The organism is Pseudomonas sp. ARP3 (genome assembly GCF_001029595.1).
GTDB lineage: Bacteria > Pseudomonadota > Gammaproteobacteria > Pseudomonadales > Pseudomonadaceae > Aquipseudomonas > Aquipseudomonas rhodesiae.
In genome coordinates, this window is sequence record NZ_LEKF01000032.1 from 1 (window position 1) to 20,758 (window position 20,758).

The 20,758-nt window shown below is 59.5% G+C and carries 20 protein-coding genes; 9 read left to right on the forward strand and 11 right to left on the reverse strand.

All coding sequences use genetic code 11. The annotated features are described in order from the left end of the window. A partial coding sequence (locus tag ABX75_RS26105) for a DUF6531 domain-containing protein (protein WP_047882931.1) occupies positions 1-3,106 on the reverse strand: 3,106 nt, incomplete at its 3' end. 250 nt (positions 3,107-3,356) lie between these two features. Then, the gene (ycaC, locus tag ABX75_RS26110) at positions 3,357-3,989 is read right to left on the reverse strand and encodes an isochorismate family cysteine hydrolase YcaC (RefSeq protein ID WP_034100941.1); all 633 of its coding nucleotides are present in this window, start codon (positions 3,987-3,989) and stop codon (positions 3,357-3,359) included. Between the two features lie 369 nt (positions 3,990-4,358). Between ycaC and ABX75_RS26115 the strand changes: the two genes are divergently transcribed. From ABX75_RS26115 to ABX75_RS26155, 9 genes are all read left to right on the forward strand, one after another. After that, complete coding sequence (locus ABX75_RS26115) at positions 4,359-4,940, forward strand: YjfI family protein (RefSeq protein ID WP_034115237.1); 582 nt, start codon at positions 4,359-4,361, stop codon at positions 4,938-4,940. A 17-nt stretch (positions 4,941-4,957) separates the two neighbouring features. After that, complete coding sequence (locus ABX75_RS26120; protein ID WP_034115232.1) at positions 4,958-5,656, forward strand: PspA/IM30 family protein; 699 nt, start codon at positions 4,958-4,960, stop codon at positions 5,654-5,656. Positions 5,657-5,711: 55 nt separating this feature from the next. Beyond that, positions 5,712-6,272: a rhomboid family intramembrane serine protease gene (locus ABX75_RS26125; RefSeq protein ID WP_034115231.1), complete on the forward strand. Its 561-nt coding sequence runs from the start codon at positions 5,712-5,714 to the stop codon at positions 6,270-6,272. A 73-nt stretch (positions 6,273-6,345) separates the two neighbouring features. Further along, a complete protein-coding gene (locus ABX75_RS26130; RefSeq protein ID WP_034115230.1) occupies positions 6,346-7,380 on the forward strand; it encodes an ion channel in 1,035 nt (344 codons plus the stop codon). After that, complete coding sequence (locus ABX75_RS26135) at positions 7,367-8,038, forward strand: DUF2491 family protein (RefSeq protein WP_034115229.1); 672 nt, start codon at positions 7,367-7,369, stop codon at positions 8,036-8,038. Before ABX75_RS26130 ends, ABX75_RS26135 begins: the two co-directional genes overlap by 14 nt. Positions 8,039-8,053: 15 nt before the next feature. Further along, positions 8,054-8,482 (forward strand): DUF350 domain-containing protein, encoded by a 429-nt coding sequence (locus ABX75_RS26140; RefSeq protein ID WP_034115228.1) that lies wholly within the window; start codon positions 8,054-8,056, stop codon positions 8,480-8,482. 18 nt (positions 8,483-8,500) lie between these two features. Then, positions 8,501-9,208 carry a DUF1190 domain-containing protein gene (locus tag ABX75_RS26145; RefSeq protein WP_034115227.1) on the forward strand — a complete coding sequence of 236 codons (708 nt, stop codon included), beginning with the start codon at positions 8,501-8,503 and terminating at the stop codon, positions 9,206-9,208. 13 nt (positions 9,209-9,221) lie between these two features. Continuing rightward, the gene (locus ABX75_RS26150) at positions 9,222-10,379 is read left to right on the forward strand and encodes a glutathionylspermidine synthase family protein (RefSeq protein WP_034115226.1); all 1,158 of its coding nucleotides are present in this window, start codon (positions 9,222-9,224) and stop codon (positions 10,377-10,379) included. A 333-nt stretch (positions 10,380-10,712) separates the two neighbouring features. Further along, complete coding sequence (locus tag ABX75_RS26155; protein ID WP_034115225.1) at positions 10,713-10,949, forward strand: hypothetical protein; 237 nt, start codon at positions 10,713-10,715, stop codon at positions 10,947-10,949. A gap of 300 nt (positions 10,950-11,249) precedes the next feature. Here the strand turns inward: ABX75_RS26155 and ABX75_RS26160 are convergent, their stop codons facing one another. The 9 genes from ABX75_RS26160 to ABX75_RS26200 all read right to left on the reverse strand — a co-directional run bounded on the left by ABX75_RS26160 (position 11,250) and on the right by ABX75_RS26200 (position 20,677). Beyond that, positions 11,250-12,023 (reverse strand): S24 family peptidase, encoded by a 774-nt coding sequence (locus ABX75_RS26160; protein ID WP_034100940.1) that lies wholly within the window; start codon positions 12,021-12,023, stop codon positions 11,250-11,252. Between the two features lie 214 nt (positions 12,024-12,237). Continuing rightward, a complete protein-coding gene (gene ppa / locus ABX75_RS26165; protein WP_003176323.1) occupies positions 12,238-12,765 on the reverse strand; it encodes an inorganic diphosphatase in 528 nt (175 codons plus the stop codon). A 109-nt stretch (positions 12,766-12,874) separates the two neighbouring features. Beyond that, the gene (locus ABX75_RS26170; protein ID WP_034115223.1) at positions 12,875-13,690 is read right to left on the reverse strand and encodes a zinc-dependent peptidase; all 816 of its coding nucleotides are present in this window, start codon (positions 13,688-13,690) and stop codon (positions 12,875-12,877) included. Between the two features lie 6 nt (positions 13,691-13,696). Next, positions 13,697-14,353 carry a DedA family protein gene (locus ABX75_RS26175; protein WP_034100938.1) on the reverse strand — a complete coding sequence of 219 codons (657 nt, stop codon included), beginning with the start codon at positions 14,351-14,353 and terminating at the stop codon, positions 13,697-13,699. A gap of 386 nt (positions 14,354-14,739) precedes the next feature. Further along, positions 14,740-15,198, reverse strand: a complete 459-nt coding sequence (locus ABX75_RS26180) for an N-acetyltransferase (protein ID WP_047882932.1) — start codon at positions 15,196-15,198, stop codon at positions 14,740-14,742. An 89-nt stretch (positions 15,199-15,287) separates the two neighbouring features. Further along, on the reverse strand, positions 15,288-16,124 hold the full coding sequence (eutC, locus tag ABX75_RS26185) for an ethanolamine ammonia-lyase subunit EutC (RefSeq protein WP_034100936.1): 837 nt from the start codon (positions 16,122-16,124) through the stop codon (positions 15,288-15,290). After that, positions 16,121-17,515: an ethanolamine ammonia-lyase subunit EutB gene (locus tag ABX75_RS26190; protein ID WP_034100935.1), complete on the reverse strand. Its 1,395-nt coding sequence runs from the start codon at positions 17,513-17,515 to the stop codon at positions 16,121-16,123. The genes eutC and ABX75_RS26190 overlap by 4 nt, the downstream gene beginning before the upstream one ends. Before the next feature lie 62 nt (positions 17,516-17,577). After that, on the reverse strand, positions 17,578-19,011 hold the full coding sequence (gene eat, locus ABX75_RS26195) for an ethanolamine permease (RefSeq protein WP_034100934.1): 1,434 nt from the start codon (positions 19,009-19,011) through the stop codon (positions 17,578-17,580). A 145-nt stretch (positions 19,012-19,156) separates the two neighbouring features. Further along, positions 19,157-20,677 carry an aldehyde dehydrogenase family protein gene (locus ABX75_RS26200; protein WP_034115221.1) on the reverse strand — a complete coding sequence of 507 codons (1,521 nt, stop codon included), beginning with the start codon at positions 20,675-20,677 and terminating at the stop codon, positions 19,157-19,159. Between the last annotated feature and the right edge of the window lie 81 nt (positions 20,678-20,758).

A 20,758-nucleotide genomic window follows, 5' to 3' on the forward strand; every position in this document is an offset into this window, starting at 1 on the left:
CGCAGGCGTCGTAGCCATAGCGCAGGGTGCCCCAGCCCTGGTGTTCGGCGGTGAGACGGTTTTGGCGGTCGTACTCGTAGGCCAACGCCCAATGGCCGTCGTCGACGCTGAGGAGATTGCCCTGGCGGTCGTAGGTATATTCAACGACGCTGTCATCGGGCAGGATTTTTCGTACCAGGCGTCCGGCATGGTCGCGTTCGTAACGAGTGACGAGCTGACTGCCGTCGTCGCCGTATTCGGTCTTTTGCTGCAGGTTGCCGTTGAGGTCGTAAACGTAAGCGGTGCGCTGCCCATCAAACCCGACTTCCTGTTGGATCAGGCCGTTGGGGTGGTAGTCGAGCCGGTAGGTCTCGCCGACTTCGTTTTCAATTTCGGTGAGCAGTAATCGGGCGTTGTCATAGCGGTACTGGACCTGAGTGCCATCGGCATTCAGGCGACGGCTGATCAGGTGCAGGCCGTCGGCGTAGTCGTAGCGGGTGACGTGGCCGAGTTCGTCACGTTCGGCGGTGATTTTTCCGTAGGGGTTGTAGCTGTATTCGCGGGTGGCACCGCCTGGCAGGGTCAGACGAGTCAGTCGACCCACAGCGTCCCACTGATACTGGGTCAGCGCGCCGTGTTCATCTTCGCGCGCCACCTCGCGGCCCAGGTCGTCGTAGCGATAGCGCCTGATGCCGCCATTGGGCAACTGCTCCTCAATCAGTTGCCCGCGCTCATTCCACACCAAGCGATGGCAGCTGTGATCCGGGTACCAGACGCCGGTCAGTTGCCCATGTTTGTTATAGCTGTAGTCGGTAACGTGACCGTCAGGATCGATCTTACGAATGACATCGCCCTGATCGTTACGCTCGTATTTCCAGACCGCCTCACCCCGACGCACCACGCGTACGAACCCGTGGTCATGCTCGTACGTAGTGGGCTCATCTTCCCCAGGAAACAACGCCACTAAGCGTCCGGCTTCGTCGTACTGATAGGCCGTCACCGCGCCCAGCGGGTCTTGTTCGACCGTCAACCGCCCTTGGGCATCGTAGGATTTGAAGTGCTGCGCGCCATCGGGATCGATGCGTTGCACCAATCGCGCACGGTCATCGTGGACATAGATTTCCTGGCTGCCATCGGCGTTGTGCACCGTGACCTGGCCGTCATCGCCCCACACATAGCGCGTGTCCATCTGCGAGAAGCTGGCCCAGTGCCGCACACAGCGCGCCGCCTTGCCGGAGCGTTCCCACGCCCAGAAGAAACTAGCCCCGCCGGCCAGGCCGCGTTCCACAATGACGTGCCGATCGTCGTAGCGGTACACCTCGCTTTCGCCGACGGCATTGGTCGCCGAGACCAGTCGGCCCAGGTCGTCATAGGCGTAGGAAACGACGTTTTGCTCAGTCGTCCAGACATACGGACCACGGCCTTCGGCGCGCTGAATCTGGTAGTCCACCGCGACAATGCGCCCAGCCCCATAGCGCAGAAACAACGAGCGACCCACCCCGTTATCCACCCGCTCGATACGCCCGAGCACATCGCGGAAAATTCGCAGGCGGTTGTCATACGCATCGCTGATCGCTGTCAGCACACCATCGCGAAAGTGGTAGAACCGCGACGCCTGGGCCAGCACCAGCTCATCCGGCGAAGCGCCCAGATAGATCGCCGCTTCGGCCAGGCTATTGGTGATTGCCGGTCGCGCAACGGTGGGGATTGGAAACGAGATAGAGCGATTTTCATGGTCGGTCCACACCACCGAATCGCCTGAAACCACCAGCCGCTGTGCCAGCCCATGGCTCCAGCCAACCCCTAGCCCTACATCGACTTCCACCGCACTGGTGCGATACAGGCGTGTCCACTCGAACGGCAACACCCCATCCAGAACACCGTCAGTCAGGGTCAGCAATTCCTCGCCGGTGACCATCGACACGGGGCAGCCATTGGTGACGGTCTTATCCGAAGAAGCCGTCGCATCGCCCTTCGAGTTCGTTGATACAGCAGGCACATCATCCACAGGCTCTTTTTGCTTCAGCACCGAGTTCTGCCGCGCCCGCCAGCGCATCTGCAGCGTGCCTTGCTTCACACTGCCGACCACACCGCGAACCGCCACCGCCTTGTAGCGATCCACCGCCTGCGTGAACCTCGTCAGAATCGCCAGCACGCTCTGAACAAAACCAACAGCCGCTTTAACAATCTGTGCGCCATACCTGGCCAACCGCAGGCTCAAATACGCCACAGCTGCCGCCGGCAATGCGATGGTCAGCACCGCGCCAATCACCAGGTCAATCAGCAGCGACACCACAAACTCAGCGGCCACTTGCGCAATCTCACTGGGCGGCAATGCGTCCAACCAGATCATCGCCGTGCGCACCAGCAGGAACAGCGCCGCCTCATCACTGGCGAGCAACATTGCCTGTTCCATGACCTTGGGCGCATCGGTGGCAACTTGTGCCAGCTTGGCCGCTTCGGCTCCCAGCTGTTCGACGTACTTCATCGGGTTTTCAAGAATCGCCTGCACCAGCTTGATGCTGTCCCACACGTCCCGGATCGCGGCCCAACTGCCCGCCAGCACGCCGCTGCCAATCGCACTGGCCGTGGACTGCTGCCAATGCGGCTTGAAGCCTTGCCACTGTTCGCGAAGCCACCGCTCCAGGTCCGCCATCAGCCCGGCGTAGGAGGCGAACAACGCGTCAACCTGCTCCTGGGAAACGCCACCCTGTACCCGCACCTGATAGCGCCCGCCAGCGGCGCAGTGGTGTGAGCCCCTGCCGTGCTCATCCAACATGACCCGCGTGGAACTGCCGTCATCCAGCCCGATCACCTCGACCGGAATGTCGCCAATCGGCACGTCATACACTGAGTCGAATTTGCTCTCTATCTTCAGCTCGCCGCCCAACTGGCACACGGCAACACTGCCGATAAAGTTAGCGTCGCTCATGCTCACGGTTGTCTGCGAGTCACCGACGCGCAACACCCGATCCATCCCCAGCAACGACGGCATATCTGCCGCATGGCTCACCGAATCCACCGTCCGCGAATACCAGGCGCCCATCTGCTGGCGATAAGTCACCAGGCTCTGATGAAAGCCATCCAGCTCATGTTCGATAGAGGCAATGTGGGAAGCGTGGGTCATCCGTGACGTCTCGGCAGAGGGCAAGGCGTCGGAGTCTGCCGCAGTAAAAAGCGGCTGGATGAACGGTGGGGAAAATCAGAAAGGGCTTATGAAGGTCGCGCAATAGTCAGCCCCAATCACAGTTGGGGGCTACTTCAAATGGCGATTATGCTGATTGAAGAGCAGTGCGCTGTGGTTCTCAAAGTTGGAAGCTCGGTTGAATAACGAAAGCCTGCTTTTCAGGGCAGGCTTATCGCACGGTAAGGCTGGCTTACTTCTGATGCGCCGTCAGCGCCGCATACCCATTCATCAAGTTGCGATAGTTCGGGATACGCTGAGACAGTAGATTGCCCAGCCCTTCGATATCGTTACGCCAGTCGCGATGCAGCTCACAAGCCACCGAGAACCAGTTCATCAACTGTGCACCGGCTTGTGTCATCCGGCTCCACGCCGCTTGCTGCACCGTGGTGTTGAACGTGCCGGATGCATCGGTTACCACAAACACCTCAAACCCTTCCGCCAGCGCCGACAAGGTCGGGAACGCTACGCAGACATCCGTGACTACACCGGCAATGATGATCTGCTTGCGGCCGGTGGCTTTGATCGCTTTGACGAAGTCTTCGTTGTCCCACGCATTGATCTGGCCAGGGCGGGCGATGTACGGCGCGTCCGGGAACATCTCTTTCAGCTCCGGCACCAGCGGGCCGTTGGGGCCTTGTTCGAAACTGGTGGTAAGGATGGTCGGCAGGTTGAAGAACTTCGCCAGGTCGGCCAGGGCCAGTACGTTGTTCTTGAACTCGTTGGGCGAGAAGTCCTGAACCAGAGAGATCAGGCCGGTCTGGTGGTCGACCAGCAGTACGATGGCGTCGTCTTTGTTGAGGCGGTTGTAGGTTGCAGTGCTCATGGTTGAATCCTTTTTGTTTAAGTGGGTTAGGGCGTTGCGTTCAACATGGGCACAGATTAATGGGTGGTGACGGCATGATAAATCGTCTGATATGGGTAATACCGTCAACTCAAAGGTGACAATTTCGGTCATTTAGCAGCAGCGACCTTTAGTGTCAGTGAAAGAAGTACGACAAAAAATCTCACGCGTGAGCTATTGAGCCTGCTGAAAATTGCCTGTAGATTTTCTCACGCGTGAGTTTTTCACAGCGAGGTCAGCACCATGAAAAGCAGCTCTCCATCGAGCCCGTCCCCAGGGGCCGATACCGATTCAACCCGTCTTCAAGGAGAGCGCTTGAAACCGTCGGTCAAAAAGCCATCGAGCTTCTACATGAAGCAGATGCGCGCAGGCCTGGCGGCCGCCGGCTATGTGAAACACGAGACTTGGGTGCTTCCCGAAAATCGAAGCCTGCTCAAGCAAATGGAGAAACAGCTTCGCCAGCCGATTCTGGCTGGTTCATTCATGTCGGAGAATTTCATGAGCGCAGGTACCAACTGGAATATCGATCGCCTCTTCACCGCTCTTCAGGCCCTGGACGAGGTGGTGTCCAAGGACATTACGCTGTCTCTGGTCCAAGGCTCCGAGTCCAGCATCAAGCTGGAAATGAACGACTTCGGTGGCTTGCCGATTTACATCGCGGTGGTGGGCGAGCAGATCATCGTCGATACCGTGCTGGTCGATGCCGAGTCCATCAACGATGTCGCAACCTTCAATGACGCGGTGTTGCGCAGCCGGGAGATGTTCCCGCTGTCCTCGATCGGTATCGAGACCATGCCGAACGGGCAAGTGGTCTACAACATGTTCGGCGCATTGAGCTCCGACTCCAGCCTGACCAATATCGTGACCGAGGTGAAAACCCTGGTCGACAACGTGCAGCGCGCCAGCGAAGCCTTCGAACGTTTCTTCAATTAAGTACTCGGGAGTATCCAATGACTCAGTCCATCTGGAGCAAATTGTTCACCGCGCTGCGTGGCGGTGCCAACGAAGTCGGCGAATCGATCGTCGACCAACAGGCCCTGCGCATCCTCGATCAGGAAATTCGCGATGCCGACACCGCGCTGGCCAACGCCAAGCGTGAGCTGGTCAGCATCATGGCCAAGCACAAATTGGCGACTGATCGCGTCAACGAGTACGACGCCAAGATCAAGGACCTGGAGTCCAAGGCAGTGGCGGCCCTGCAGGCCAATCGTGAAGACCTCGCCTTGGAAGTGGCCGAAGCGATTTCGACCCTGACCAACGAGCGGGATGTCGAGAATAAGCAAGCCATTGAGTTCGGTGGCTATGCGGAAGGCATGCGCAAGGACATCACCAAGGCCGAAAGCCGGATCAAAAGCCTGCGCCAGCAAGTGGATATGGCCAAGGCTCGCGACAGCGTACAGAAGGCCCAGGTCAGCGCCTCCATCGCCAGCGGCGGTGCCAACGGCAAGCTGGAAACCGCCGTCGGTACGCTGAATCGTTTGCAGGCCAAGCAGCAGCAACGCGCCGCTGAACTGCAAGCCCAGGATGAGCTGGCTGACGCTTCGACGGGGACCGATCTGGAGCGCAAGCTGCGCGACGCCGGCATCACGCCGGATGAAGGCAGCGCCAATGCGATTCTGGAGCGCCTGAAGCAAAAGTCGGCGGAGTAAGCAACGTCGCCGCTGGGAGGGCAGTGTCTGCCCTCCCTTTTTTATCGAGGTCAGGATGGATGCCCTGAAGGGTTTCAAGACAATCGCAGGCTTGGCCTTCTTGATGGTCGCGCTGCAACTGCTCAATGTGGCGACCGGTTACAGCCTTATGGCGTTTGGCCTGATCCCGAGAACGCTGCAGGGGCTGCCCGGCATTCTCACGTCACCGTTTCTGCACGGCTCGTTCGCCCACCTGAGCGCCAACCTGATTGCCTTTGTGATGCTGGGCAGCCTGGTGATGATCGAAGGGCTCAATCGGTTTGTGACCGTCAGCGCGATCATCATTGTGCTGGGTGGCTTGCTGGTCTGGCTGTTCGGTTTTGCCGGCATACACGTGGGCGCCAGCGGCTGGGTCTTCGGGCTATGGGCCTACCTGTTGTCTCGCGCCTGGTTCCACAGGAGTTGGGGCAACCTGATAACGGCCGCTGTCGTCGCGGCACTGTATGGCGGCTTGATCCTTGGCTTCCTGCCTCGCCAGGGTGTTTCCTTCGAAGGGCATCTGTTTGGCGCATTCGCCGGATTTATTGCAGCCAAGGTACTTCTCTCCAAACCACGCAGCAGGTTTAATGCCGGCTGAGCGCGCTTGAGCATCCCGATGTCGAGGCGACAACGTCATCAGGTAATCAAGTACCCAAGGAGCCAGGGACAACGTGTCGATTTTTCTTCTGTTGCGCAGGTACGCTTCCTCGCTCTTTCACCGCTTCGGTTGGGCGGGGCTGGTGATCGCCCTGGGGATACACCTGATCACCGCCTACCTGGGCCTGGTGTACCTGGGCGAACAGCACCTCACCGCTCCCGCCACATTTATTTACTTCTACCTCACCACCACGCTGACGGTCGGCTATGGCGATCTTGCGCCGCAGACCTCGGCGGGGCGCGTGTTCGTGGCTGCCTGGGTGATGCTCGGGGGCATTGCGCTGCTGACGGCAGCCATCGGCAAAACCACCAGCACTGTCATCGATGCATGGAGAAAAGGCATGAAGGGCAAAGGCGATTTCACCGGTAAGGTCGGTCATACCGTGCTCATTGGCTGGGAGGGCGCGTCCAGTGAGCGAGTCATTGAGTTGTTGCTCCAGGACGAGACCTCGAACGACAACCTGATCGTCATTTGCGATTGCACCCTCGAAGAAAACCCAATGCCGGGCAAGGCGGCGTTCATCCGTGGCGAAAGCCTGTCTTCCACAGCGTTATTGCTGCGTGCCGGCGTGCCCGGTGCCGAGCGTGTGCTGGTGCGCACTCCGTCTGATGATCTGACGCTGGCCACCGTGCTGGCGGTGAATCAACTGAGCCCGGTCGGTCATGTGGTGGCCCACTTCAATGAAAGCGAAATTGCCGCCCTGGCCAGCTCCTACGCCCCGAGCCTGGAATGCACATCAAGCATGGCTATCGAAATGCTGGTGCGCGCGTCCCAGGATCCGGGCTCGTCGGTGGTCATCAATGAGCTGTTGTGCGTGGGCCAGGGTGCCACCCAATACTTGATGAAATTGCCCGAGGCCTTTGAGGCCAAGTTCGGCGACCTGTACACCCAAATGAAAGAACGCCATAACGCCACTCTCATCGGCTATCGCGCCATAGGTGCCCCGCAACCCTCGATCAACCCGCCCAGCAACACGCGCGTTGCAGGTGGCGAACTCTTCTACATCGCCTCCACCCGCCTCAAGGAAATCTCCAATGGGATGGTTTAAACAGTTGATGGGGCTTGAGGCCCCGCACGCCAATACACAATCGAAAGGGCCTGGCCAAGCCGTGCCGACCACCGGGCCGCTGGGCCTGGCGCCGGGCAAAGGCGTGATATTCGACACGAGCCTGAAATTGCTGCTCGACGGCAAAACCACGGTGATCATCCCCGGCACCCAGGAAATCTGGAGCAACGGCACCGTTGACCTCGGGCTGTCGACCTGGCTTTCGCGCTATTACATGAACGACGAAGATTACTGGCTGCAGGTGCACACCACGGGCGATATCACCGGGCAGGTCGAGTCGGTGATCCTGTTCAACTACCTGAGTTACGTCACCCTCAGCAGCGAGGCCGAACTGCGCCGCCTGGCGGGGCCGCAGAGTCTGATCGGTTTGCCGACCTACACCCACAACGGCGTCGAATACGCGCGTGTATGGGGCAGCGAGGAAGGTCAGACAGAATTGGTGGCCATGAGTGAGCAGGTGATCAACCCCGAAGACGCCTACAGCGTTGAGCACCGTTCGATGCTATACGCACGGGATACAGGCCTGACCGATCGACGTGAGTTCCTGCTGTTTTCCGTCGAGGAAGACGCTGAAGGCACCGTCAGCCTGAGCACATCGCTGGGCATTTCGCTGTACACAACCGACTTGAAAGCGCTCTAAAAAAGGAAGAAACACATGCTAGAAGCTCTCTCCATTTCATTGAACAAAACCGCTGTGCTCGGGTTTGTGACCTACATACTGGGCGCTGCCGTACTGTTCGCACTGTTCCAGTTCATCTACACCCGCATCACCCCGCACAAAGAATTTGAACTGATCCGTGCAGGCAATGTTTCCGCAGCCGTTGCCCTGGGCGGTGCCATCGTCGGGTTCGCCATTCCGGCCAGCAATGTGATTGCCTACTCGATCAGCATTCTCGACTTCGTCGTCTGGGCAGTGATCGCGGCCGTCGTCCAACTGTTGGCGTTTCTGCTGACCAGCCTGGTGCTCAAAGGCACGTCCGAGCGCATCAGGAAGGGCGAGCTCGCGGCAGGCATCTACGTGGCCGCCGTGGCTATCAGCGTCGGCATGTTGAATGCCGCCTGCATGACGCCCACCCAGAACTGATTGCGCACGGAGCTCCCGATGAAACGAAGCAAGTACGTCCAGCTTTCGCTGGCAGCGTCGGTCGCCATGGCGATTTCCGGCTGCGGGCCGACGGAAAAAACCTACGATCTGCAGAAAAAGTACAACTTCCAGTCCGTTCAGCAATGCGCCGATGAAAAGCTTCCGGTGGACGTCTGCTCGGACGCCTACATGACCGCCATGGCCGAGCATCGCCGCATCGCCCCGGTGTACGCCAGCCAGGCCGACTGCGATGCCGACTTTGTCGCCGGCTGGTGCCAACTGGACTCCAACGGCCAGTTCATTCCCAAGCTGGGCGGTTTCGAGCTGACCGCCGAAGGCCAGGTGACACAATCCCAGGTCGACGCTGCCAACGCTCAGGCGGGCAACGCTCAGGCAAGCGGCGGCTCCGGCTTCTCCACCAGCAGCCTGCTGACCGGTCTGCTGATCGGCAACATGCTGAGCAGCAATCGCAACAGCTACCGCTCTGAGCCCGTGTATCGCTATCGCGATGATCGCGGCGACTACGCCAACTCGACGCTCAATCAGCGCGCCTCCAATGGCGCCACGTTCGGCCGCTCGAACCAGGCCCGGTATGGCAGCAGCAATTACACCAACACGCTGCGCTCCTCCGGCACGTCGGGCTCCGTGGCGTCGGCCACCTCCCGTGGCGGTTTCGGCAGCAAGGCCAGCGCACGCAGCGGCTGGGGCGGCGGGTCGAGCAGTTAAGGAAATCCCGGGCATGAAGAAGATCCATTGCGCAGAGCGTCATGACTGGAAACAGACGGCAGACAGCCTCGGCTTTCTGTTCCACACCATCGACAACGAACCCTATTGGGACGAGAGCGCGTACTACCAGTTCACGCTCAAGCAAATCGAGCAAGACCTGGAAGACCCGACCACCGAGATCCATGACATGTGCATGGACCTCGTGGCACGCGTCGTCCAGAGCGAGGAACTGCTCGAACGCCTGAGCATCCCCGCGCCTTTCTTCGACATGATCAGAACGTCATGGCTGGAAGGTCATCCGCACCTGTATGGGCGCATGGATTTCTCCTACAACGGCACCGGCCCCGCCAAGCTGCTGGAGCTCAACTACGACACACCGACCAGCCTTTACGAGGCTGCGGCGTTTCAGTGGGGCTGGCTGGAGCAATGCATCGAGCGCGGCCTGCTGCCCAAGCATGCCGACCAGTTCAACAGCATCGACACCAAACTGCACCAGGCTTTCGCGCAGTTGCAGGTCAACCAGCCGTTCTACTTCGCCTCGATGAAAGACTCGGTCGAAGACAAAGGCACCACCGACTACCTGCGCCTGGTCGCGGAAAAAGTCGGCATCGAATCACGCCACATCGACATCGAAGACATCGGCCTGACCCCCGAAGGCCGCTTCGTCGACCTCCAGGACCGTTGGATTCCCCACCTGTTCAAACTGCACGCCTGGGAATTCATCTTCCACGAACCCTTCGGCGCCGCGATTGCCGAGAGTGATACCCAGTTTTTCGAGCCTGCGTGGAAATCCATCATTTCCAATAAAGGCATCCTGCCGCTGTTGTGGGAATTCAACAAGGGCCACCCGAATCTGCTCGCCGCCCATCTGGATACCGAACCGGGTAAAGCGGTGCCGAAGGGATGGGTGCGCAAGCCGTTTTTCTCGCGGGAAGGCGCCAACATTGAGCTGCAAACTGCAGATGGGCTGGTTGTGAAGGAGGACGGGCCCTACACGGATGCGCCGTTTATCCTGCAGGAATTTGCGCCGTTGCCGCGGTTTGGGGACAGCTATACGTTGATTGGGTCCTGGGTGATCGGGGACCAGGCGGCGGGGATTGGGGTGCGGGAGGATAATAGTTTGATTACCAAGGATTCGAGCCGGTTTTTGCCGCATTTGATATTGGATTGAGGCTGGCGCTTAAAGGGCCAGCAGGGCTGATCCTTTTCATTTGCAGGACGTTTCCGAGAGAATCCCAACCGCATTGCGCCAGCGAAATTCAGTGACTAGGCTGCGGTCCGTCACTGCCTATTCAGTGATCGGGTTTAGTCGCCCGGATTCGATTGGCGCATAAGCAACTCATGAGTCAGGCCCCCCTTCGCCTGCATCTTATGGTGGCTGTGCGCAGGGCACCTCCGGGTGCGCCGGGTTTCCAATCGACCGGTCGACTAACCTGCGTACAGCTGCCGCCTTTTGTTTAGTCGCGAGAAGTGGCAGCTCCAAATTATCGATTGGAGGTTTGCTATGGATAACGTTGTTTCGAATTCGCTCTCATCGCCTGCGACCAACCCTTTTACTGTCAATGAAGAGCTGAGCTTTGAAGATGCCTGGGTGCGCGTGGCTGAGTTGTTGCAGTATGCGGTGGTGACTTCGCAATTGTTTGGGGAACCGGTGGCTGCACCGCAGAGGGCGGTGATGCATCTGGTGGAGATGGCGAAGGTGGTGGCGGATCGGGCTGTGGAGTGTATGCGGCCCGCATAAGGCGACTGAGAGAAGGGCAGGGTATAGCAGCCCGCTTTTGATTACTCAATTGTCCAACCGCTGTTGGACAATTGAGTTGGGATACTTATCAGGCATTAAAAAGCCGGCTTGTGGCCGGCTTCTCGGGGACTGCTTCAATTTGTTTTTGACAAACCTTACCAGCCTTCAAATCGCTCAACCCACATGGCGTCGGGCTGAATAGTAGGGGCATCCGCGGGAACTCCTCCGCTTCGCCGAGCAGGGTGGGTAGCCTTGGGCCACCCCCTGCCAAATGTGCGGCGGATGATACCCACATTCCTCTCAGTTGCCCACCTCCGTGTCCGATTTAGAGCCTTCCCAGCCTAATAGATGCTCATCTAGCGGTACCGGAGGGCGGCGGTTGTTGAGGGTGGACCACCAAAACACCCAGCCTACAATCTCGAAGTTCTGTTCGAAGCGTTCCTCGTGGGTGAGGTATTCATCCGGGTGTTCGCTGGCGTTGTGACTGCGCATGCGCAAACCGCCGCCAGGCCGGTTGTAGAGGTATTTAATGCGCAGCATGCCGTCGTGTTCGACGGCGTAGATTTCGCCGTCAATGATTTGGGTGCGGCCTTTGTCGATGGCGAGGGTGGCGCCTTGCTGGATGATGTCGATCATGCTGTTGTCGACCATATAGGCGCCCAGCGCGCGGTCGGGATTGATGTTGAGGGTTTTGAGAGCGTGCACAGAGATGCGAATACGTTCGGTTGAAGTGAAGGTGGGGTGGAGGGGGATCTCCACATCCAGTTTTTCCGGCGGGCAGGCGGGGCCTGTAAGGTATTTGCCACTTTCTTCGCGGGTGGGGAGTCCTTTCCGTGTTCCGGGGCCTTCCAGCAGGAAGTTGGCCGGTGGGTGTTTGGGGCCTTCGCCGGTGCGTAGCCAACGGCTGGAGACACAGAGCAGTTCTGCGATCTCATTGAGTCGGCCCATGGGCACGCCGCGTTTGAACCAGTTGTTCACATGTTGAGGTGTGACACCGCGGTTCTTGGCGAAGTCGGAAGCGGAAAGATGAACTTCCCGCAGTAGCGCTTTTAAACGATCACCTGATTTATTCATAAACGCAGAGTTTACTGGCCGAGAAAACTAATCAAATAAACCATGCGTTGATTTGCACTTGTAGGTTTTTGCTTAGTTGTGGCCTATTTTTTCATTTTTATTGCGTGATTAAACGTTAGTTGCTGGTTGTTGAACTGTGCGTTTATTTTTTCCAAAAAAAAGCCCCGAATGAACGGGGCTTTTTTTGATGGCCTCAGACAATGAGGATTCGGTATCAGCCTTTGTAGGCAGCCACCGACTTCATGATCTCGGCACGGGCGGCGTCTGCGTTGCCCCAACCGTCGATCTTCACCCATTTGCCTTTTTCGAGGTCTTTGTAGTTCTCGAAGAAGTGTTTGATCTGTTCCAGCAGCAGTGGCGGCAGATCGGTGTATTCCTTCACGTCCACGTACAGCTGGGACAGTTTGTCGTGAGGCACTGCGATGACTTTGGCATCGCCGCCACCGTCGTCGGTCATGTTCAGGATGCCGACTGGGCGTGCGCGGATAACCGAGCCAGGGGTAACCGGGTAAGGGGTTACGACCAGTACGTCGAGGGGGTCACCGTCGTCAGCCAGGGTGTTGGGGATAAAACCGTAGTTGGCCGGGTAGAACATCGGGGTGGCCATGAAACGGTCAACGAACAGGCAGTCGCTGTCTTTGTCGATTTCGTATTTGATCGGCGCGTGGTTGGCCGGAATCTCGATGGCGACGTAGATGTCGTTCGGCAGGTCTTTGCCAGCCGGAATCTTGCTGTAGCTCATTGGGCGTTGCCCCCGTTAGTTGGCCAAGAAACTTGGCCGGATTGGCCTAAAAGTGGCCGCGATTATAGGCACATTCTGACGCCGATGCCATGCGCCAGACGTCGTACGGTCATTCGCCTTGTGGCTGATAGCGCGGGTCAGCGGCTTGCAGTTGGGTGAGGCGTGCCAGGGGATCCTGGCGATAGAAGCGGCTGAGTTGGGCGTATACCTGGGGATAACTGTCGACCAGCAAATCCGGGGCGCTGAAGAAATATTCGCTGGTAACGGCAAAGAACTCCGCCGGGTTTTCCGCCGCGTACGGGTCTATCTGCGTTTCGGCATCGGGGTGGGCGTCCAACTGGCGATTGAGGTCATCAAACGCGCTTTGCATCACGCTGGCCCACTCCTGCACGCGCATGTCGCTGTGCAGCGGCGGCAGGCCGTTGGCGTCGCCGTTGAGCATGTCGAGCTTGTGCGCCAGTTCGTGGATCACCAGGTTGTAGCCTTCCCATTGGCCGCTGGCTAGCACGCCGGGCCAGGCGAGGATCACCGGGCCTTGTTGCCAGGCTTCGCCGCTGTGCTCGCCATCCCACTCGTGCTCGACGCCGCTGGCGTCGCGATGGCGCTGCGGGCTGAGGAAGTCGTCGGGGTACAGCACGATTTCGTGGAAGCCTTGATACCAATCGAGGTCGCCAAGGTTCATCAGCGGCAGTTGCGCCTGGGCGGCGAGCAGCAGGCGTTGTTCCTGATGCAAGTCGACGCCGGGCAGGGCGGTGAGGTGTTTTTCGGCGAGGAACACCACGCAGGCTTCACGCAGCCACTGGTCCTGCTCGGCGCTGATGCCGTCGAGGAAGGTCAGGTGATGGCGCACCCGCTGCCACGTTTCGTCGGCAATCGGGTGCTTGGCCAGCAGGCGCCGACGACGCCAGGCGCTGAGGGACCACATCGCCGGTTACTGCTGTTTGGCTTCGGAGCTGGTGCGGCCAAAGCGGCTGCGAAACACGCCGATGATCATCGGCACCAAGGACAGCAGAATGATGAACACCACCAGCAGCGACAGGTTTTTCTTGATAAACGGCACGTTGCCGAAGAAGTACCCCAGAGTCACCAGGCCGCCGACCCACAGCACGGTACCCAGCACGCTGAAGCCGAAAAAGCGGGCGTACGGCATTTTGGCGATGCCGGCGACGAACGGCGCAAAGGTACGCAGGATCGGCAGGAAGCGCGCCAGAGTCACGGTTTTGCCGCCGTGCTTGTCATAGAAATCGTGGGTTTTTTGCAAGTAGTCGCGGCGGAAGATCTTCGAATTCGGGTTGCTGAACAAACGCTCGCCGGCGGTTCGCCCGATCACATAGTTGGTGCTGTCGCCAAGGATCGCCGCCAGCATCAACAGGCCGGCCAACAACACTGGGTCCATACCGCCGCCGGCCGCCACCGCACCGGCAATAAACAGCAGCGAATCGCCCGGCAGGAAGGGCATGACCACCAGGCCGGTCTCGCAAAAGATCACCAGAAACAGAATGGCGTAGATCCACGGACCGTAATTGGTGACCAGCAGATCGAGGTAAACATCGAGATGCAGGATAAGGTCGAGCGGGTTGAAATCCATGGATGGCACCTGTGTGAACGGCCCGACTCAGCAGGCCTGTGCGGAAGCTCGGGTAAGTAAGGCTACAAGTGTATGCCGCGATTCTTACAACCCTGAAAGGTGCGCATTATACGGATCGGGAGGTGAAAAGCGTGTGGCTTTTGTAGCGGGGGATGTCGTTGAACCCGGTCTGCAGATCGCCGCCAATCCAGCGTGCTCGCGAAAGTGGTGGAGCAGTCAGACCATCATCGGGGGTAAGCCCCCTCCCACATTGGAGTAGTGTCAAGGCACCTGGCTCGGAGCGTTTCCCTGCATTTACACCCGCAGAACCGGTCGCAAAACCGCCATGACAATAAGATCAATGTGGGAGAGGGCTTGCCCTCGATAACGGTGTGTCTATCCGGGCATCAGTCGTCGCTGATCGGCAACGTGTAGTTCTTGAATTCGGTGTCCTCGCGAAAACCCATCGACTCGTAGGTTTTTTGCGCCACCTGGTTATCACTGCTGGTGGACACCCGCAGCCGCACCGCGTGGGTCTCCTTGGCCATTTTCTTGGCCATGCGCATCAGGTTGTCCGCCACCAATTGGCGACGTGCGTCTTCGGCCACATAAATATCATTGAGGATCCACACCCGCTTGAGCGACAGCGACGAAAAGCTCGGGTACAGCTGGCAAAACCCAAGCAGCTTGTTGTCGTCGTCATCGGCCAGGGCCAGGTAGATCACCGACTCCTTGCGCCGCAGGCGTTTTTCCAGGAAGGCCCGGGACGAGTCCGGGTAGGGCAGCGCCCCATAGAACTCGCGGTATTTGACGAACAAGGGGGTCAACAGGTCCAAGTGTTCCAGGGTCGCTTGAGTAATCCGCATGCCAGGCCTCAACTTCCAAATGGGGTATGACCACACAAGTGGCCGTGACCGGATGCTGCCTAATGGCGCCAAAAAGCGCAATCGTGCCGCTATTGGTCATCCGGTGAGCTGAGCAGAAAATTCCCTTTCATCAGGTCCGGATCGTCCGACTCGATCGTCTGAACCTGCGCCTCGTCCTTGAGATTGACCCCCGACAGCTGCCGTCGACACGCCTCTCGCATTAAGTAAAGCAGGCGATGCGCGGCCATGCCGTAACTCAGCCCTTCCAAACGCACGTTGGAGATGCAGTTGCGGTAGGCATCGGTGAGGCCGACCTTGGGGTTGTAGGTGAAATACAGGCCCAGGCTGTCCGGTGAGCTGAGCCCCGGTCGTTCGCCGATCAGGATCACCACCATTTTGGCGCCGAGCAATTGCCCGATCTCGTCGGCCACGGCCACACGGCCCTGTTCCACCAGTATCACTGGCGATAACGACCAGCCCTCGGCGTGGGTTTGTTCCTCCAGGCGTGTCAGAAACGGCAACGTGTGTTTATGCACCGCCAACGCCGATAAACCATCGGCCACCACCACTGCCAGGTCCACGCCTCCCGGATTGGCCTGGGCATGCGCGCGCAGGGCCTGGGCCGATTCATCACTCAAGCGGCGGCCCAGGTCCGGGCGTTGCAGGTAGCTGTGGCGGTCGGTGGCGGCGCTGTGCAGCAACAGGCTGTCACGTCCGCGTTCGGCCAGTTGCTGGCTCAGGCCCGCATGGTCGAACGGCAGGTGCACCGCGTCGCGCGCCTGGGCGTGGGCGAACTGGAAATCCAGTTGCGCACTGGTGGGAATGCTGGTGCCGGTGCGGCCCAGGGCAATGCGCGCCGGGGTGAGGCGGCGCAGTTCCAGCCAGGGGTTGTCGGGCAGGTCGGGTTGCACGGTAGGCTCCTTCATCCCAGTTGCGCCAAGGCTTGGCGAAAAGCCGGAGGCAGGCTGCTGCCGAAGCGCACCTTACCGTCGGCCTGCGTGAAAATGCCCATTTTCGCCAGCCACTGTTCAAATTCCGGTGCCGGTTTTAACCCCAAGGTCTGCCGGGCGTATAGCGCGTCATGGAAGGAGGTGGTCTGGTAGTTGAGCATGATGTCGTCGGAGCCGGGGATGCCCATGATGAAGTTGATCCCGGCCACGCCCAGCAGCGTCAGCAGGGTATCCATGTCGTCCTGGTCGGCTTCGGCGTGGTTGGTGTAGCAGATGTCGCAGCCCATCGGCACGCCCAATAGCTTGCCGCAGAAATGATCCTCAAGGCCGGCGCGGATGATTTGCTTGCCGTTGTACAGGTATTCCGGGCCGATAAAGCCGACCACGGTGTTAACCAGAAACGGCTTGAAATGCCGCGCCACCGCGTAAGCGCGGGTTTCGCAGGTTTGCTGGTCGACGCCAAAGTGCGCGTTGGCCGACAGGGCGCTGCCCTGGCCGGTTTCGAAATACATCAGGTTTTGTCCCAGAGTGCCGCGCTTGAGGCTCAAGCCCGCCTCGTAGCCTTCCTGCAGCACGCTCAGGCTGATGCCGAAACTGGCGTTGGCCGCCTCGGTGCCGGCAATCGACTGAAACACCAGGTCCAGGGGCACGCCACGGTTGATGGCTTCGATAGAGGTGGTGACGTGGGTCAGCACGCAGGCCTGGGTGGGGATCTCGTAGCGTTGGATGATCGCGTCGAGCATCTCCAGCATTGCGCAGATGGAGGCGATGCTGTCGGTGGCCGGGTTGATGCCGATCATGGCGTCGCCGTTGCCGTAGAGCAGGCCGTCGAGAATGCTGGCGGCGATGCCCGCCGGTTCGTCCGTGGGGTGGTTGGGTTGCAGGCGCGTCGACAAGCGCCCGCGCAGGCCCATGGTGCCGCGAAACTGGGTGACGACGCGGATCTTCTGCGCCACCAGCACCAGGTCCTGCACGCGCATGATCTTCGACACGGCGGCGGCCATTTCCGGCGTCAGCCCGGGCGCCAGGGCGCGTAGGGATTGTTCGTCGGCGGCGTCGCTCAGTAGCCAGTCGCGCAGGCCGCCGACGGTCAGGTGGCTGACTGCGCTAAATGCCTGTTTGTCGTGGGTGTCGATGATCAGACGGGTCACTTCATCGCTTTCGTAGGGAATCAGCGCTTCTTCAAGGAAGTGTTTCAACGGGATATTCGCCAGCGCCATTTGCGCCGCCACCCGCTCGCCGTCGTTCTGCGCGGCCACGCCGGCCAGGAAGTCCCCGGAACGGGCGGGGCTGGCCTTGGCCATTACGTCTTTGAGGCTATCAAAGCGGTAGGTTTGTGCACCGACCGCGTGGGAAAAGCTTGCCATACAGTGTCTCCTTGACGACGCGGGCCAAATGAATGAACAGCGCCCGCGTCGAGGTTTACGGCTTAGTGCAAGGCGGCCTCTGCGGCCTGGATCGCGGCGAATTCTTCTTCGGGCGTGCCTGCTACCAGGTGATGCCGGCTGTAGAAAGCAAAGTAAGCAATTAATACTCCATAGATGATCGCCGCGCCAATCACCACCCGCGGATCCACCAGAAAGCCCGCCACCACGGCCACACAGGCCAGTACCAGCGCGACGCCGGACGTGAAAATGCCGCCGGGCGTGCGGTAAGGACGTTCCATTTTGGGGCGACGGACGCGCAGGGTGATGTGCGCAGCCATCATCAACACATAGGAAATCGTCGCACCGAACACCGCCACCAAGATCAGCAGATCGCCCTGGCCAGTGAGGGATAGGCCGAACCCGATAATGCCGGGGATCACCAGCGCCAGTACCGGCGCCTTGCTTTTGTTGGTTTGCGACAGCTTGCGCGGCAGGTAGCCGGCGCGGGAAAGCGCGAAAATCTGCCGCGAATAGGCGTAGATGATCGAGAAAAAGCTCGCGATCAGACCGGCAAGGCCGACCAGATTGACGAAGCTGCCCATCCAGGTCGAGCCGCCGTAGGACAACGCCAGTGCTTCCACCAACGGGTTACCCGATTTGACCAGCGCATAGGTGCCGGCGCCGCCCGGTGCGATCACCAGGATCAGCAGGGCAAAACTGGTGAGCACCACAATGGCGCCGATCAGGCCACGGGGCAGGTCGCGCTTGGGGTTCTTGGTTTCTTCAGCGGCCAGCGGTACGCCTTCCACGGCGAGGAAAAACCAGATCGCATAAGGGATTGCCGCCCATACCCCGACGTAGCCGAAGGGCAGGAAGGTGCTGGCGCCCTTGGCTTCGGTCACCGGCACATCCAGCAAGTTGGCCATGTTGAAGTGCGGCACCATAGCCACAAGGAACACGCCCAGGGCAATCGCCGCAATGGCGGTGATCACGAACATCAGCTTCAACGCTTCGCCGACGCCGAAGATATGGATGCCGATAAACAGGATGTAGAACGCCAGATAAATCATCCAGCCGCCAATGCCGAACAGCGACTCGCAATAGGCGCCGATAAATACCGCGATAGCGGCCGGGGCGATTGCGTATTCGATCAGGATGGCCGTTCCGGTAAGAAACCCGCCCCAGGGCCCGAAAGCGCTGCGGGCAAAACCGTAGCCACCGCCGGCGGTGGGGATCATTGAGGACAGTTCGGCCAAGGAAAAGCACATGCATAAGTACATGGTGGCCATCAGTAAAGTTGCGAGGAACATGCCGCCCCAGCCGCCTTGGGCCAGGCCGAAGTTCCAGCCGGCATAATCGCCGGAGATCACGTAGGCAACGCCGAGGCCCACCAGCAGTACCCAGCCGGCGGCGCCTTTTTTCAGTTCGCGTTGTTGGAAGTAGTCGGTGTCGACTTTTTCGAAGTCGACAGAAGATCCAGTAGGTTCGCTAGGCATGGAAAAGTACCTTTCATTGTTATTGTTTTTAACTCGGCCTCTGTGGGCCGGATGTATTCGCAAGTACTTATAAATATCTAAATGTGGGAGGGGGCAAGCCCCTCCCACAGTTGATGGCATTCCAAAGATGGGAGGGTGTTGTGAGTTAGAAGAAGCCCAATGGATTAATGTCGTAACTCACCAGCAAGTTCTTGGTCTGCTGGTAGTGATCCAACATCATCTTGTGAGTCTCACGGCCCACGCCGGACTTCTTGTAACCGCCGAACGCGGCGTGCGCCGGGTACAGGTGGTAGCAGTTGGTCCATACGCGGCCTGCTTTGATCGCCCGGCCCATGCGGTAGGCGCGGTTGATATCGCGGGTCCACACGCCGGCACCCAGGCCGAACTCGGTGTCGTTGGCAATTGCCAGGGCTTCGGCTTCGTCCTTGAACGTGGTGATGCTCACCACCGGGCCGAAGATTTCTTCCTGGAACACGCGCATTTCGTTGGTGCCCTTAAGCAGGGTCGGCTGGATGTAGTAACCACCGGCCATGTCGCCGCTGAGTTTCTCGACCTGGCCGCCAGCCAGCAGTTGCGCACCTTCGCCTTTGGCGATGTCCAGGTACGAGAGGATCTTGTCGAACTGCTGCTCGGACGCCTGGGCGCCGACCATGGTGTCGGTGTCCAGCGGGTCGCCGCGTTTGATCTGCTCGATCTTCTTCATCACCACTTTCATGAAATCGTCGTAGATCGACTCTTCCACCAGCGCGCGGGATGGGCAGGTGCAGACTTCGCCTTGGTTGAAGAATGCCAGCACCAAGCCTTCGGCGGCCTTTTCGATGAACGACGGTTCGGCTTTCATGATGTCGGCGAAGAAGATGTTCGGCGACTTGCCGCCCAGTTCGACGGTGGACGGGATGATGTTGGTGGCCGCCGCGTGCATGATGTGCGAGCCCACCGGGGTGGAACCGGTAAAGGCGATCTTGGCGATGCGCTTGCTGGTGGCCAGGGCTTCGCCGGCTTCTTTGCCGAACCCGTGCACCACGTTCAGCACGCCCGGTGGCAGCAGGTCGCCGATCACTTCCATCAACACGTTGATGCCCAGCGGCGTCTGCTCGGCCGGCTTGAGCACGATGCAGTTACCGGCGGCCAGGGCCGGGGCGAGTTTCCAGGCGGCCATCAGCAGTGGGAAGTTCCACGGAATGATCTGACCGACCACGCCCAGCGGCTCATGGAAGTGATAGGACGCGGTGTGCTCATTGATCTCGGCGCTGGTGCCTTCCTGGGCGCGGATGCAGCCGGCGAAGTAACGGAAGTGGTCTGCAGCGAGGGGGATGTCGGCGTTGAGGGTTTCACGCACGGCTTTGCCGTTGTCCCAGGTCTCGGTGATGGCCAGCAGTTCGAGGTTCTGCTCGATGCGATCGGCGATTTTCAGCAGCACCAGCGAGCGGTCCTGGGCTGAGGTTTTGCCCCAAGCGTCGGCGGCGGCATGGGCGGCGTCCAGCGCTTTGTCGATGTCTTTGGCAGTGGAGCGGGGGAATTCGGCGATAGGCTTGCCGTTGACCGGCGAGGTGTTGGTGAAATAGTTGCCATCGACCGGCGCAACGAACTCGCCACCGATGTAGTTGCCGTACTTGGCCTTGAACGAAACGATCGCGCCTTCAGTACCGGGGTGTGCGTAACGCATGGTGGGTATCTCCTGGCTTTTATGTTTATTGGAGTGCAGCGCTTAAGCGCTTGGTAAAGCGTAGAGCAAAGGTTGGGCCAC